This window comes from Asticcacaulis machinosus, assembly GCF_028550435.1.
Lineage (GTDB): Bacteria > Pseudomonadota > Alphaproteobacteria > Caulobacterales > Caulobacteraceae > Asticcacaulis > Asticcacaulis machinosus.
The window spans coordinates 679,595-693,666 of the sequence record NZ_JAQQKV010000001.1 but is presented as its reverse complement, the minus strand read 5'-3'; the positions used below and the strand labels follow the sequence as shown (position 1 = coordinate 693,666).

The 14,072-nt window shown below is 54.6% G+C and carries 13 protein-coding genes and 1 pseudogene; 6 read left to right on the top strand and 8 right to left on the bottom strand.

The genetic code is table 11. The features are described 5' to 3' along the window. The first annotated feature begins 104 nt into the window (after positions 1–104). From PQU98_RS03305 to PQU98_RS03295, 3 genes are all read left to right on the top strand, one after another. Positions 105–1,319, top strand: coding sequence for a lysozyme family protein (locus PQU98_RS03305; RefSeq protein WP_272743453.1), 1,215 nt, complete (start codon positions 105–107; stop codon positions 1,317–1,319). 341 nt (positions 1,320–1,660) lie between these two features. Continuing rightward, entirely contained in the window at positions 1,661–2,362 is a 702-nt protein-coding gene (locus PQU98_RS03300; protein ID WP_272743452.1) for a hypothetical protein, read from the top strand. Between the two features lie 134 nt (positions 2,363–2,496). Continuing rightward, a complete protein-coding gene (locus tag PQU98_RS03295; protein ID WP_272743451.1) occupies positions 2,497–3,873 on the top strand; it encodes a ComEC/Rec2 family competence protein in 1,377 nt (458 codons plus the stop codon). Between the two features lie 22 nt (positions 3,874–3,895). Here PQU98_RS03295 and PQU98_RS03290 read toward each other — a convergent pair whose 3' ends face one another. The 4 genes and pseudogenes from PQU98_RS03290 to PQU98_RS03280 form a co-directional block, all read right to left on the bottom strand. Further along, a complete protein-coding gene (locus PQU98_RS03290; protein ID WP_272743450.1) occupies positions 3,896–4,546 on the bottom strand; it encodes an Eco29kI family restriction endonuclease in 651 nt (216 codons plus the stop codon). Beyond that, positions 4,543–5,721, bottom strand: a complete 1,179-nt coding sequence (locus tag PQU98_RS03285; RefSeq protein ID WP_272743449.1) for a DNA cytosine methyltransferase — start codon at positions 5,719–5,721, stop codon at positions 4,543–4,545. The genes PQU98_RS03290 and PQU98_RS03285 overlap by 4 nt, the downstream gene beginning before the upstream one ends. Then, positions 5,721–6,107 (bottom strand): annotated as a pseudogene (locus PQU98_RS17000) (hypothetical protein); the annotation flags it as partial. The gene PQU98_RS03285 and the pseudogene PQU98_RS17000, both read right to left, overlap by 1 nt. 24 nt (positions 6,108–6,131) lie before the next feature. Continuing rightward, positions 6,132–6,731, bottom strand: coding sequence for a hypothetical protein (locus tag PQU98_RS03280; protein ID WP_272743448.1), 600 nt, complete (start codon positions 6,729–6,731; stop codon positions 6,132–6,134). 66 nt (positions 6,732–6,797) lie between these two features. Between PQU98_RS03280 and PQU98_RS03275 the strand changes: the two genes are divergently transcribed. From PQU98_RS03275 to PQU98_RS03265, 3 genes are read left to right on the top strand one after another with little or no spacing between them, the layout of a single operon-like run. Further along, positions 6,798–8,357: a recombinase family protein gene (locus PQU98_RS03275; protein WP_272743447.1), complete on the top strand. Its 1,560-nt coding sequence runs from the start codon at positions 6,798–6,800 to the stop codon at positions 8,355–8,357. Next, positions 8,354–9,265, top strand: coding sequence for a plasmid partitioning protein RepB C-terminal domain-containing protein (locus PQU98_RS03270; RefSeq protein WP_272743446.1), 912 nt, complete (start codon positions 8,354–8,356; stop codon positions 9,263–9,265). The genes PQU98_RS03275 and PQU98_RS03270 overlap by 4 nt, the downstream gene beginning before the upstream one ends. After that, positions 9,255–10,196, top strand: a complete 942-nt coding sequence (locus PQU98_RS03265) for a plasmid partitioning protein RepB C-terminal domain-containing protein (protein WP_272743445.1) — start codon at positions 9,255–9,257, stop codon at positions 10,194–10,196. Before PQU98_RS03270 ends, PQU98_RS03265 begins: the two co-directional genes overlap by 11 nt. Before the next feature lie 36 nt (positions 10,197–10,232). Here the strand turns inward: PQU98_RS03265 and PQU98_RS03260 are convergent, their stop codons facing one another. From PQU98_RS03260 to map, 4 genes are all read right to left on the bottom strand, one after another. Beyond that, positions 10,233–10,496, bottom strand: a complete 264-nt coding sequence (locus PQU98_RS03260) for a hypothetical protein (protein WP_272743444.1) — start codon at positions 10,494–10,496, stop codon at positions 10,233–10,235. Between the two features lie 662 nt (positions 10,497–11,158). Further along, a complete protein-coding gene (locus PQU98_RS03255; RefSeq protein WP_272743443.1) occupies positions 11,159–12,481 on the bottom strand; it encodes a tyrosine-type recombinase/integrase in 1,323 nt (440 codons plus the stop codon). 92 nt (positions 12,482–12,573) lie between these two features. After that, complete coding sequence (locus PQU98_RS03250; protein ID WP_272743442.1) at positions 12,574–13,233, bottom strand: JAB domain-containing protein; 660 nt, start codon at positions 13,231–13,233, stop codon at positions 12,574–12,576. 5 nt (positions 13,234–13,238) lie between these two features. Beyond that, complete coding sequence (gene map / locus PQU98_RS03245; protein WP_272743441.1) at positions 13,239–14,054, bottom strand: type I methionyl aminopeptidase; 816 nt, start codon at positions 14,052–14,054, stop codon at positions 13,239–13,241. Positions 14,055–14,072 lie beyond the last annotated feature (18 nt).

Below are 14,072 nucleotides of genomic sequence, written 5' to 3'. Positions count from 1 at the left end.
GTGGTATCGTCGGTATCGGCGAGTGGCTTCAACGCGCTGAGCAGTTTTCTAGGTGAACTCATCATGGTGGCATGCAGTGAGTCCGTATTCAGGGAGAGTTGGAGATGGCGAACTGGGAGCTTCGCGTTGAGCGGATCGGTGTGCAAAGGGCAACCGCCACAAAAAGCAGGACTTACGGAAAATATGACGTCTGTATTGACGGAGTAGTAGTGCCCGGGCTTAGCGGTTATATGTGCGAACGATTGGGACCGGGCGACAATTCGAAACCTGGGAATGGCAAACGCATTCAGGCCGGTAGCTATCCACTGTGGACGCAGTTCGGCAAATACCGTTCGACGGGGTATGCGAATGGTACCTTGTCTGGCGAGAATCCAATGCCGGCAATTGCGCTCGCGGCAACTGGCAAACGGTCAGCCATCCTTATTCACCCTGCTCATCCACCCAAGCTTTACCTTTCAAGCGTTGGATGCCTGAATCCGACCTCCGCAATCGGACCTGATGATCCCATCAATTTCTTTGACTCGCGCGACCGGGTAATTGCGATGCTTGATTCGTTGCGACAGCACGCCCCCGAAGCCTTTAGGCATGAGGTCATGTCGCGGATTGGAACAGCCAAAATTCAAATTATCGGTGAGCCGATGGCTGAGATTCTCCCGTCGGAAGAAGCTATTGTTGCATCGTCCTTAGCGGAGGCGGAAACACCATCTCTTCCAATTTCCAAAAGTTCCGCAATCAAGTGCGCCCAATGGTTAATGCAAAATTTCGGCGACCAGATCAAAGCGGCGACGACGAACAAGGCTTATGGCGCGAAGCATTTGTGTGCGATTGTCTGTCAAGAGACGGCGTACAAATGGGTGCCTTGGATCGGTAGACACTCGGTTCAGACGATCGTTGAACGTGCGGTCTACGATGCCAGCGGCGACTTTCCGGACACCTCGCGTTCGGCGTTCCCTGTCAATACCAACGCGTTCCGAGTTCGCTATGGCGATGCGTTTACCAACGAATTGATTGAGGAAGCAAACAAGACCCGCCGTATGCAGGGCTATGGCGACAAGGCTTGGGTGTACAAAGGGTATGGACTCTTTCAATACGACCTTCAACACATACAGACTGATGAAAAGTTCTTCCGGAACAAGGAATGGCGCAGCTTTGATACGTGTCTGAGGAAGGCCACCATGGTGCTGGATAAAAAGCTGATCGCTCAAAAAGGTGTTCTGTGGGAGGCCATCCGTGCCTACAACGGGTCCGGACCAAGGGCTCGGGCTTATCGGGACAACGTCAAGGTGTTCACGGAGTATTGCGGTACGGTCACGGGGTAGCGGCCTGCTTATCGCTAGGTGCATCATATCAATAGCGGAAAGGGATTGAATGGGCACTGCGATAAACCGCCTCTCACAACGTAGCAATTTTACAATCTGTGATGGCGTTTAAATCACCTCTAAAGCCTATCTAAAGAGTACCTAAATCTTCCAGTGATGGCGTTCCCATAGTGGTATCGGTTGTGGGAAAAATGCGATCAATGTAAGTGTCGTGTTCTCCCGGCTGTGGTTTCAAAAATCAGACCAGCCCCCTCAAAGGGATTTACGCCTTTCATTCTCAAACCAGAGGCGTCAGATTGGTGTAGTTATCCTCGGCACAATTTTGGGGAGAGGGGGCGACGATGACCTTAATAAATTGGGAGATGTCAGAGCAGTCGCTGGCGATATTTAGTGATACCTTAGTTCTGAATGCAGACGATATGCGTCCCCGGAACTTCATGACGAAAATCTTCGTTTTGCCACATCTAAATGGCCTGATCACCGGCATCGGTCTGGCACCGCTAATCTCAGATTTTTTCATATCCGCCAAAGAGCATATAGTCGCGCGCGACATCGTGCACCTGGCTGAATATGCCCCTGAAAGGTTGCGGGGGATTTGGAGCGATTACGAAGCTAAACTCCATCCTGATGCAACTAGCACTATCTACACCTTCGGGTTCGACAAGGAAGCGGGACGAGTTCGAGGTTTTGCGTACCGGTCCACCTCGAATTTCGAAAGCGAGGAACTGGGCTACGGCATGGCATTGAAGCCGGCACCGGCTGACGCATCCGCCTTTGAAGGAATCGCCGACATACAATCCTTCGTTGAATATTGCCTGCATCAACAAAGGATCGAAAGGGAGCGTCCACGCATGGAACGTGTAGGCATCGGCGGCGAACTTTGGCTTTACACCATCGCCGTAGACGGCGGTCGCCCTATTTTCGGGCAGCAGTTGATCTGCCCGTTCGATCACTTCGAAGATGATTGGGAAGCTTTGCTAGCCCAGCTACCTGCCAACCAGGGGTCAATTCTGTCTCAGCTTGTTTTGGCGCGAGATGCATAATTAAGCCCCTCCGCATAGCCGCCTTGCCTGTTCGAATTATGAGGGGGGCGCGTGGTAGGGGCAGGGCAGCGGGATAGGAAAGGCAGAAGGTCGTTGGAGGATAGCTGTGACAAAGGGGAGGTCGCGGGACTAAGATGAAACTACCCAAAATGATTACGTCATTGCCACGGGGCCTGGTAGTCCTGTGGCATCGTCACGTCCGCAAATCAAAAAGCAAAATAATAGGCATCAGGGAGATGATGATGGAGTACCTTTTCTTCGAGCAGTCTCAGCGACCCGTGGGTCAAGGTGGGTTCCATTTCGGCGCTATACATGAAATTGCCCGCGACACCACGCAAGACGTTTTCTCAGCCGATTTCATTTTTACGTGGGCATATGACTGTGGCTCGAATCAGAGCGATGCTCTGACCAGGGAAATCAACGCCGTAAGCTGTAGCCGTCTTGATGTGCTCTTCTTATCCCACCTCGATAAGGACCATGTATCTGGCGTTGACGAACTCCTTTTAAAGGCGCCGGCGAAGACGGTAGTGCTTCCTTACCTCAGTGACACCGACTGGCTGTTTTATCTGGGGCGCGGCATTAACGATGGGGCGATATCGGGCAATTTCATCAGTCTTGTGAGTGATCCGCTACAGTGGTTCATGGATCGCGGCACCGAAGAAATCATATACATGACTGCCGCGTCCGATGATGATGACGGACCGGGTTTTGAAGACGGCCCCACTGATCCAAGCCCCTCCGGTGAAGGACGTCGAGACCTCAAGGCAGGCAGCGCGCAGTTAGAGTGGACTCGGCGGCCAACGAAGGTTGCTGAACGGCAGATCATTGCCGAGGGCACATCCTCCCGGATTGTAGCGCGGCAGGTCCCGGCACGTGCAACGGCAGCTATCGTTGTTGGGGGGAATGTCGTCAACTGGGTTCTCTCGCCGTTTGCCTTTCGACCGTCCAAGGCAAAGATGAAAGTGTTTGAGGCCAAGCTCGTCCAGAAGTTCGGAACGAAGTCGCGGACAGAAATCGCTGGCCTGGCCCGGTCCCCTGCAGGCAGGGAGCAATTACGCGAATGCTATGATGCAACGCTAGCTGACAATAACCTTCATTCAATGGCACTTTACTCAGGCCCGATACATCCGGTCAAGACCTATCATCTCAGCACAGCGGAGTTGGGTAGCTTCGAAGGCAATGCGCTAAATCCGGCGTGGATTTCGACCGGTGACTATGACGCGTCCGTCGCCAAGCGACGCAATAGCCTGATCAAATACTATCATCGGTACAGCAGCATGGTTGGTCAGCTTTGCCTTCCCCACCATGGGGCCACTCCTAGCTTTCATGCTGATCTGGTCGAGGCCTATCCAAACCTCGAACATACAATCGTTGCCGTCGGCCCAAACACCTACAAGCATCCCGGGGTTGAGGTCGAAGCCTTCATCGCGGGCAAGCCTCAAATCGATTTTATTAGAGTCGATCAAAACCCAAACACAGGTTTTACGACAACCGTCATGATTCATGGCTGAGGAAGGGATCTATTCATCATGGTCAGGGATTAAAAACCATGTGTCCCCCTCGGGGCGGCCGATGCTCCTCCAGGAAATCGGACACACGCTGACCGATTTCCTCGGTCCCCTCTGGTCGTTCACGGCATTTCAGTGCCCAACCGCGACCCGGATGGAGGACATCCCACAAAGGGCGGAGGCCGTTGTAGCGGCCCGCACCTGGATCATGGTTGCCGAAACCATCCAACACCCGATTCCACAGGGGCTTGAAGGTTGCGATTAGGAGGCTTTCACCCAAAGGAATCCAGATGTCATCTACAATAAGGTACTTCACCCGGAAGTCCTCGACCTTGATGTTGCTAGCCGATCCCACCTCTGCCGCCGCGATGCTGTCTTTGTGCTCCGACAATCGGTTGGCGAGCCAGCGCCCCTTGGACGTTCCGAAGACATTCGCGCCACGCCGACCGCCGCTGGGAATAGCCTTACCGATGTAAATAGGCCAATTTAGAGCTTCCTCATTCGCTTCACGAATGGGTGCGTAAAGTGGAAATGCGCCTTTGTAGTAGATGACGTATATGCCAGCTCCCTCGAAGGGCGGGATTTCGGCCATCGGATGATCTGGTTGATTCAGGAGCGCCTCGGCAACCGACTTGCCGAGATTGAGTTTGTCGAGAGGATTGTACGGCGACGTCATGCGTTTCCCGTAAAAGGCGCGTGAGCGCGCAGGTGATCGCGCACGGATCGCGCGACGACTTCCGCCAAAGTTACCGGCACCGCGTTTCCGAGCTGGCGCATCGCCTCGCTCCAAGCTCCGTGGAGGACAAAGTTATCCGGAAAGGTTTGCAGACGCGCGCTTTCGCGGATGGTGAAATACCGCACGCTGTCGTCGGCGCGGCGAAGCATGTTCTCGCCTCCGGGCACACCATGCACGCCTGCCTTCAAGGTTTTAGCAGGTTCGTCCAACGAACTTCCCGTGTGCCCCACATAGGAGCGGGCTCCGGCTTGAAAGCGGTGATTGAGTATCTTTGCTGACGCGGACTTATCGTGCTCGGGATCAGGCAGCCCTTCGAGAGCGTCTCTAACTGTGCGCCAAGCCAATTCATCAGGGCGCTCGCGCAGACGTCCCGCACGTGATTCCAAGGAGGGGTTGATCACACGATCCTTGACCGCGAGCTTCAACCGGTCCCAGTAGGTGCCGGTTTTGAATTGATCGTAAAGTAGGGCGTCCAGGGAGTGCGTTTCACGGGGAAAACACCAATTGGCATCAATACCCTCCGCGAACCCAACGAATACAACCCGCTCGCGCTTTTGGGGCACGCCGTAATTTGCGGCATTCACCAACTGATGGACTACACGATATTCAATCCGCCCGCCGGAGGTGTGATGGCGTTGGAGGCGGTCCTGATGGTCTCGCCAGCTCTCGTCTACTTGGCGAGCCAAAGAAGGATATTGTAACTGAAGCAAGATATAGCCCAGATATGTAGCGAAAGAGGCGCGCGTGAGCCCCTTCACGTTCTCGAAGATGAACGCGCGAGGGCGGGTCTCCCGAACCGCTCTTACCGCTTCTGGCCACATGTCACGATGATCGTCATACGCCATGTGTCGTCCGCCAATCGAGAAGGGCTGACACGGCGGTCCACCCGTAACCAGATCGAGCTTTCCCTCAAAGGACTTGAAATCGACACGTCGGACATCCCCCTCAATGGGTTCAGGCCAAGATCGGATGACGGATTTCTCTAGCTTACGGTTTTGACGAAGCGTGTCGCAGCACCAGCGATCCCATTCGACCACCAACTCTGGCTTGAAGCCGGCAAGGCTGACGCCCATGCCTAAGCCGCCCGCACCGGCGAACAATTCAATCGCTCGCACTACTCACTCCTTTTTAAGAAAGGCGTTGATGACTGGCGCCATCTCCTCCTCATTTCTGCTTTCGCATTCCATATCACCCATAACCGCCCAACAAGATATTCGAGTTGAGTGATCACACGCGCATCACGCGCCCGATTCGCTTTGAATTTGGTTTGCCCAAACTGAATACGCGATTTAGGCATCCGTGCAAGGCGGCACGTCGTGGCTGGATGTAAATGCCAGAAGCATCCATCAACAAAACCCACCACCCTATACTTCACTAAGACCAGATTTGGGCTTCCGGGAAGGTCACACCAACTCAGCTTGAACCAATAGCCAAGTCGATCCAGCAGGCGTCTGGGGTATATCTGCGGTTTTATCTCTCGCTTGTGTATTCCAGACATGCGCTGTTTTCTGGTAGTGACCGGCCGTCAGGGAGAGCCACCAAGCCCCTGTATTTCATACATGCCTTTGCGCTTGGCGCCTATGTACCGAATTCGTTTATGGCGGAGAAGTTCGGCCAGATCCCGTCTGGCCGTGCGAATAGAGACTTTCCAGTAGTTGACGATATTCCTTGCGTCACAGGCGTGGCCCTTACTGAGTTCGCTCACGAACCAAGTCTGACGCCGGTTTAGACTTATTGTGCCATTTAATGTGCCATTATTTGAGACGTTGATTGACCGTACAAACGGCGGTGTAGAGCTTACTTCAGTGGAGGTGCGTCGTCGGGAAAAGGTTTCGAAGGCATCGACAAGATCGTCCCCGCCGATCTCTCTGACGACAAATACCAGTATGGTCGGAGAACTGCGAGCAAGTACCAATAAGTGATTGGAAGAAGGCATGTTTCGGGCGCGATACCAATTCGCGATGGTGTTCAGACTGGCGCCTGTGATCCGTCCGATTTGCTTGATGGCGGAGGGGGAGTCGCCAAAGTCCTCTCGGAGGGCATCCGATACCGTCGAGGCGATGCGGCGCACCTCGTCAGCGGCTTTTTTCCGGCCCAGAAGTCGACCTGTTTTTAACGGGGACAAAATGGAGACCTCCGATTTAAACTCCCCATCGCCAAGAAGGCAAGGTCAGAGACGGGAAGCCCTAGGATGCACGACCCGATGACAAGTGAGTGTGGCGAGGCGGGCGAAAAACGCGGTGCGATGTACGTACGCATGTCCACGGATCACCAAAAATATTCCACCGAAAACCAAGCGGATACTATCCGTGAATACGCGTCGCGGCATGGCATTCGCATTGTCCGCATCTACGAGGATGCGGGAAAAAGCGGTCTGAGCCTGGAAGGGCGGGACGCTCTGAAGCGAATGATAGAGGACGTGCAAGCAGGCAGTCCGGGCTTTGATGTTATCCTGGTCTTGGACGTCACGCGCTGGGGACGCTTTCAGGATGCCGACGAGAGTGCGTTTCACGAGTACATTTGTCGCCGTGCGGGCATTGACGTCATCTATGTCGCCGAGCAATTCGAGAACGACGGCAGTCCGGTCTCAACGATCGTCAAAGGTGTCAAGCGCGCCATGGCGGGCGAGTACAGCCGCGAGCTTTCGAGCAAGGTGTTCGCTGGTCAATGCCGCCTGATCGAGCTGGGCTATCGGCAAGGCGGGCCTGCGGGATTCGGACTGAGGCGCGTCCTTCTGGACGAACAGCGTAATATAAAGGGCTTGCTGAAAAGAGGTGAGCACAAATCCCTTCAGACCGACCGCGTGATACTTATGGCAGGCCCTGACGAGGAAGTGGAAATCGTAAGATGGATCTATCAGTCCTTCACAGAAGAGGGCTTGCGTGAATCCGAAATCGCGGCACGTCTGAACCTGCGCAGTATTTGCACTGACCTTGGACGCCCGTGGACACGAGGCGTCGTGCATGGCATTCTGACGAACGAAAAGTACATCGGCAACAATGTCTTCAATCGCCGGTCATTCAAACTTAAAAAGCGGCGAGTAGCCAACGGTCCGGAAATGTGGGTGAGGGCCGACGGTGTATTTCAGGCCGTCGTCGAGCCTAGATATTTCTACACAGCGCAAGGGATCATACGGGAGCGGAATCGCAAGTTCAGCGATGCTGACATGCTTGATCGCTTAAAGGCGTTGCACGAACGGCAGGGCTGGCTGTCAGGCATTCTGATTGACGACACGGATGGCATGCCGTCCAGCGCCGCCTACGCCTACAGGTTTGGGGGGCTGGTAGGCGCCTATCGGCTGATCGGTTACGACCCGGGCCGGGACCTGTCATTCATCGACGACAATAAGCACATACGTCTAATGCACCCGGACGTGATCGCGGAAGTACTGATGCGCATACGCGGGTTGGGAGGCGCGGTCCGTGTGGAGGAGGGCACGGACTTCCTGATCGTCAATGACGAGATCAAGGCGTCGTTGGTGATTTCAAGATGTGGTCGGAACGCCTCCGGGCGCAATCAGTGGAAAATCAGGTTCGATGCCGGGCTCATGCCCGACATCACCATCGTAGCGCGTCTATGCGCTAATAACCGGGATATCCTCGATTACTACCTCATCCCGGCCCTTGACGTTGAAGCGCCCGCTCTGAGATTTGCCGACCGAAATCCTCTGGCGCTCGAAGCCTATCGATTCGACGAGCTTGAGCCGTTCTTCCGCCTCGCCGAACGCGCCGAGCTACCGGTGGCGGCATGAGCCGGGGCATTCGGAAAGGTCAAATCGCGAAGATAAAGATCGATCGCATAAACATCTTGAATCCCCGGAGCCGAAATCAAAAAATATTCCATGAGATCGCGGCCAACATGGTCGAGGTTGGCATGAAGCGGCCCATCATGGTCACACCGTGCCGCTCCGGGGTGTCGAGCAAAGATTACGATCTGATCTGCGGGCAGGGGCGTCTTGAAGCGTTTCTGGCCTATGGGCAGACCGAGATTCCGGCGATGATTATCGAAGCCGACGAGCGGGAGTCGCTCGTCATGAGTCTCGTGGAGAATCTCGCTCGGCGCCACCACCGATCGGCCGACCTGCTTCAAGGCCTCGAAATCCTGTCGCGGCAGGGTTACAAGGCTGCGGAAATAGCGAAGAAGACAGGCCTTTCCATTGAGTATGTAGATGGCGTCCTGAACCTGATGTCGAAGGGGGAGGAGCGTCTGCTGACGGCCGTCGAAAACGGGCATCTTCCTGTCTATTTGGCAGTAAAAATAGCCGAAAATCCGGCTGATGAGCAGCGCGCCCTACATGAGGCCTACGAGACACAACAACTCCGGGGCACGCGACTGCTTATGGCGAAGCGCCTGATCGATACGCGAAGAAACCAGGGCAAGGCCTATCGAAAGGGGCCTCGCCCCAATCGCGAACAGAGTACTCGTAGTCTTTCCGTTCAGGACGTCATGAAAGTGTTTCAGCGGGAAGTGGACCGGAAAAGGGTCATGACTCGTAAGGCCGATTTGGTCGCCACGCGGTTAATGTTCATCACGGAAGCCCTACGGGAATTGATGGAGGATGAAAATTTCTGCACCCTACTGAGGGCGGAGGGGTTGGATACCCTGCCTAAACCGCTGGCCACGCTGATGGCCGAGCGAGGCGGTGGTCATGCCTTCTAAAGGAAAGCCGCCAAAGCCACCTAAGCTTCCACCACGTGAAATACGAGCGAGCTTCGAGGACAGTACGATTGACGTGACGCTCGATCAGTTGATGCCGACGAAAGTGGTCGATCCGAAGGTTTTGAAGACCCACAAGTACCGTCAGATCGTTACTTCCATCCGCTCTATTGGTGTGATCGAGCCGCCGGCGGTAAGTCCGGCGGAGTCGGGCCGGTATTTCATCCGGGATGGGCATCTAAGGATTATGGCCCTGAAGGAGTTAGGTGAGAAATCCGTGACGTGCCTGATCGCTCTGGACGACGAAACCTATACCTACAACAAGCAGCTCAGTCGTATGCCCGCCATTCAAGAGCATAAGATGATCCGGCGGGCGATCGACAAAGGTGTTCCGGAGGAGCAGCTTTCGGAGGTACTGAACCTGGATATCCGCAAGATCGCTGAAATCCGAAATCTACTTATGGGTATTTGCCCGGAGGCCGCAGACCTTCTGAAGGACAAATTCGTCGCACCGAAGGTCTTTCCCATTCTAAGGAAAATGACAGCCTTGCGTCAGATCGAAACCGCGACCCTCATGAATGACGCCGACACATATACGACGACTTATGCGAAGGCATTGCTCGCCGCCACGCCGAAGGCGCATCTTGTGCATCCTGACCGACCAAAGAAAATAAAGGGGCTCGACGACGCACAGATGGCCCGTATGGAATCCGAGATGGAGGGGTTGCAGCGGGAGTTCAGGTTGGTTGAGGAGACCTATGGAAGGGACGTTCTAAACCTGACCCTGGCCCGTGGCTACCTTGGTACACTTCTGGGAAACGCTCGCATCGTGCGATATTTAGGGTTGCACCAGCCGGAGATACTGCGTCAGTTTCAGAAGGTCAGCGATATGACCACGCTTTCGCCGATTGCGGCCGATGGCTTGCAGAAGTAGTTGTGACCTGGGAGGATTTCCAGCGGACGTCGGATCTTAGGCACCCTCCGTCTCGATCACGAGAGAAATGCCCGCCGGAATGGTTTCTTCGGCTCGTTTGGCCGATCCATTGGTATCGACCGCCTCGAAAATGGATCTTTCCAATTCTACGCGTTTCGGATTCCTTTCGTCTTCCCACAAGGCGATCAACGCGTGGTCATCCAAATTGTTCTGCAATTGGAACAACGCTACAGCTTCAGCCGCTTTTTCCTCGTCAGTGTAATCGTAGAGCCGGTCTGCTATATCAACCGCGATTGCCATATCTGTTCTCCTATCCCAACCATATCATACACATTTATGGATTGGGTCCATCGTTTTTCGGGTTATCAGTTGTCCGTCTCAACGGCGCCGACGACGGCTAATTCTTGGGCGCTAGAAAGTGTAAGACAATCGCTCCCACGCCAAACAACAGCCACCATGGATTGGGTTTGGAAACGAAAGGGACGACCGCGCCCCCGATCAGGCAGGCGACGAGAATCGTCTGCCACACATATTTTTTGAAATAGGGTCTCTTATGCGGCAAGACGATCTCCTCTTTTTGCCAGCATACGGGTTGCACAGGAATTCCATTTCTTCATGCCCGTACGTTTCACGTTATCTGACTTCGGCAAATATTCTGGCATTCTAATCTCCAGTGTCTCTAGCGCACGCCAGGCTCCATCTTCGTAAATACGGGTACGTGATCCTGACTCGAACCACGTATCAAGCGCGGCGCGCCTGTAGCGTAAGTGCTTGCAAACTTTAGAGTAGACCGGGCCGCGACCGCTTATGCGCATTTTTCGAAGGTCTGGGGGGAGAGGCTGAACAGCACCGCAGCCTCTTTCGTCGTGCTGGGCGGTGGTTGTGGAATTTTTCATTGGTAACTCCTCTGGACAAAGAACCGAAAATGGGTGGCTTGGTTCTCTATTTTGACCGTGGAGATGTCACCGAAGGCGGGACCTCGCTTCGTCGAAATCGATCAATTGGACCATGTTTGGGCTAAGCTCATTGTCAAGGGGCTCCATAGGCGACTGAGGTGGCTGTCTAAGCATATCAACGACAAACGCATTCCAGACGTCCATAGCTTTCCGCTTTTCAGGCATGTACGTCCACCGGTCGTAGTTTTTCGAACTCACGTCCTGGAGAGCGTGATTTTGGATTCGGTCCCGAATTTCCTTCGATATGCCCGCTTTCCCTGCCAAGGTTTTCCAAGTCCGTCGTAGATCTCGGTTCGACGCATATGGGATGACACCACGTTCCCGCTGACGCCAAGTGAAGCTGTAAAGTGTACCTGCTGTCACAGGGCGCGATGGGTCGAACTGCGAAGGAAATAGCCAGCCGAATTCGTTCGGGATTATGTCGTCAAGCAATTCTGCGGCGAGGGGAGGCACCGGGATCGCGTGAGGTCGGTTGTTCTTCGTTTTGGACCAATCAATGATGCGCTCGGAGCTATCCCATTGCGAAATGTGCAACCGCGCAATTTCTTCAACCCGCTGGCCCGTCAGCATGATGACCCGCGTCGCGCGAGTGTAAGGCGGATGAACAGGGGTGTCCGGGCATTCGAGCCAGCGGAACAGCCTCACAAATTCGTCCTCGTTCAACCACCGGCTTCCAACTACTTTCGGCTCTGTCGGTATGGTGGCGGCTGGATTGCCCTTTAGATGAAATCTTCGCGCAGAGGTCGATCGATAGTCGTGCTCGGATTTGAGCCCCCAGCTATAGGCAGACCGCACATGACTTCTTACGTGGTCGGCCATTGAACGCTTACCACGGAGATATATGGGCCGGATTGCTGCGATGATATCCTCGGCCTCGATGTCTCGTGCTGGTCGCTTCGCTCCCAACAGAACGGCGACCTTACCAAGTGTGTACTCGATCTGCGACCAAGAGGTTTTGTTCGCCTCTTTTAGATGCGAGACGTACCCAGCGAAGAGGTCTTCGACCGAACCCGCCCGAGTGTCCATTGCTATTTTTATGCTCTGACCTTTTTCAATGACCTTGGCATAGTCCCGCGAGAATACCTCGCGGGCTTCTGCAAGTGTCATTGTCGGGTATGTGCCAATCTTGCGCTTTACGCGTTTGCCATCCCGGTACTGCTGCGCCATCCAATCGGTCGTAACGCGCGATGGCATGAGTTTGATGCAGAGAAGAAGACGACCAGTCCCACGACCTTCGCCGTCGACAAGGTTCTCCTGCTTTGCAGTTTGGGCCACCCGCTTGATGGCGTGGACGATCTGTAGATTGGTTAGATATGGCACCGCGATCACCTCGATTTCACTGGGATCAATTTCCCGAGACGCGATGTTAATTGGGATCGATAGCCCAAAAAATTACCGCCTCACGGTGCCAAAGTATGCTTCTACACCCTTACCATCCTCAAGCGAAAAAAATTAATGCTATCAATGGGTAAGAACGTCCGCGTTAGGTAATCCAAACAGTGGTTGTGGACTAAGATCACATTACTGGCCGACAGTTCCAAGGCGCGGCGCATGACTTCGCGCGGATAGGCGGGGGCATGGTCGACGGTGCCGTGGCCCATGATCTCATCGGCGATAAGCTGGTTCTTTTTATCGAGGAAAATAATGCGAAACTGCTCACGCGGCTCATAGGCCAGTGTCACCCGCAGGTACGCGATCAGTTGCGACCATGATGACAAAACGGTGGTGCGTTTCAACGGTTCAGCCAACAGCCGGCGCGTGGCTTCAAACATCAGTTGCAGATCCAGCGCGATTTCCGGTGTTATTTTCAACGCCCGACCGGCATTGTCGAGCGAAGATACCTGAAGCATGTCCTCAATCGGCGCCGATAGGGCCGCCGGTAAGCTGCCAAAGCGGGCAATCAGCGCCTTGGCCAGCGGTTTGACGTCGCGTTGAGGGATTGAGCGGAACAGGAACAGTTCCAATAGTTCATAATCAGGCAGGGTAGACACCCCGGCCTTGCGCGCCCTGTCCCGTAAGCGATTGCGGTGGCCGCCGTGATTTGGGCTTGCCGGATCAAGATTGGCTTCCCCCTCAGCCATCGGATTTAAAGCACGGGTATGGGGCGGAATTGATCGGTGCGTGAGGCGGTGAAAAGCTCAACCCCGTCCTTGGTGACGCCGACACTGTGCTCACACTGGGCGGTCAGGGACTTGTCGCGGGTCACCGCGGTCCAGCCGTCGTTCAGCACCTTCACGTCGGGCTTACCGAGGTTGATCATCGGCTCGACGGTGAAGAACATGCCTTCTTCCAGCTTGGGGCCGGTGCCCGCCTTACCAAAGTGCAGAACATTGGGATTGTCGTGGAAAATTTGACCAACACCGTGGCCGCAGAAATCGCGTACGACCGAGCAGCGCTGCGCCTCGGCATATTTTTGAATAGCCGCAGCGATATCGCCAAAGGTGTTGCCGGGCTTAATCTGCTCCAGCCCCAGACGCAGGGATTCATAGGTGATATCGACCAGACGTTTGGCCTTGGAATTCACTTGGCCGACCTCATACATGCGCGAGGTATCGCCGTGCCAGCCATCGACAATGGCGGTTACGTCAATATTGACGATGTCACCTTCCTTAAGCGTCTTTTCACCCGGAATGCCGTGGCAGACGATATGGTTCGGTGAGATGCAGACCGTATGATAATAGCCGCGATAGTAGACGCAGGCGGGCAGGGCACCGTGGTCAAAAATGAACTGACGCGCCAGATCATCAAGGTACGACGTCTTCACCCCCGGCACCACATAGGGGATGAGCATATCAAGGCAATCGGCGGCCAGCCGGCCAGCCTTGCGCATGCCTTCGAAGTCTTCCGCCGTATGGATGCGGATCGACTGGGAGCGGACGAGGTAATCTGAATCTGTGGTCATGGGCGTAATATAGACGTG

Bases quoted from the DNA above. Each gene is read 5' to 3' on its own strand.
- PQU98_RS03305 (WP_272743453.1), top strand. From the start codon at position 105: ATGGCGAACTGGGAGCTTCGCGTTGAGCGGATCGGTGTGCAAAGGGCA.
- PQU98_RS03300 (WP_272743452.1), top strand. From the start codon at position 1,661: ATGACCTTAATAAATTGGGAGATGTCAGAGCAGTCGCTGGCGATATTT.
- PQU98_RS03295 (WP_272743451.1), top strand. From the start codon at position 2,497: ATGAAACTACCCAAAATGATTACGTCATTGCCACGGGGCCTGGTAGTC.
- PQU98_RS03290 (WP_272743450.1), bottom strand. From the start codon at position 4,546: ATGACGTCGCCGTACAATCCTCTCGACAAACTCAATCTCGGCAAGTCG.
- PQU98_RS03275 (WP_272743447.1), top strand. From the start codon at position 6,798: ATGCACGACCCGATGACAAGTGAGTGTGGCGAGGCGGGCGAAAAACGC.
- PQU98_RS03270 (WP_272743446.1), top strand. From the start codon at position 8,354: ATGAGCCGGGGCATTCGGAAAGGTCAAATCGCGAAGATAAAGATCGAT.
- PQU98_RS03265 (WP_272743445.1), top strand. From the start codon at position 9,255: ATGCCTTCTAAAGGAAAGCCGCCAAAGCCACCTAAGCTTCCACCACGT.
- PQU98_RS03260 (WP_272743444.1), bottom strand. From the start codon at position 10,496: ATGGCAATCGCGGTTGATATAGCAGACCGGCTCTACGATTACACTGAC.
- PQU98_RS03250 (WP_272743442.1), bottom strand. From the start codon at position 13,233: ATGGCTGAGGGGGAAGCCAATCTTGATCCGGCAAGCCCAAATCACGGC.
- map (WP_272743441.1), bottom strand. From the start codon at position 14,054: ATGACCACAGATTCAGATTACCTCGTCCGCTCCCAGTCGATCCGCATC.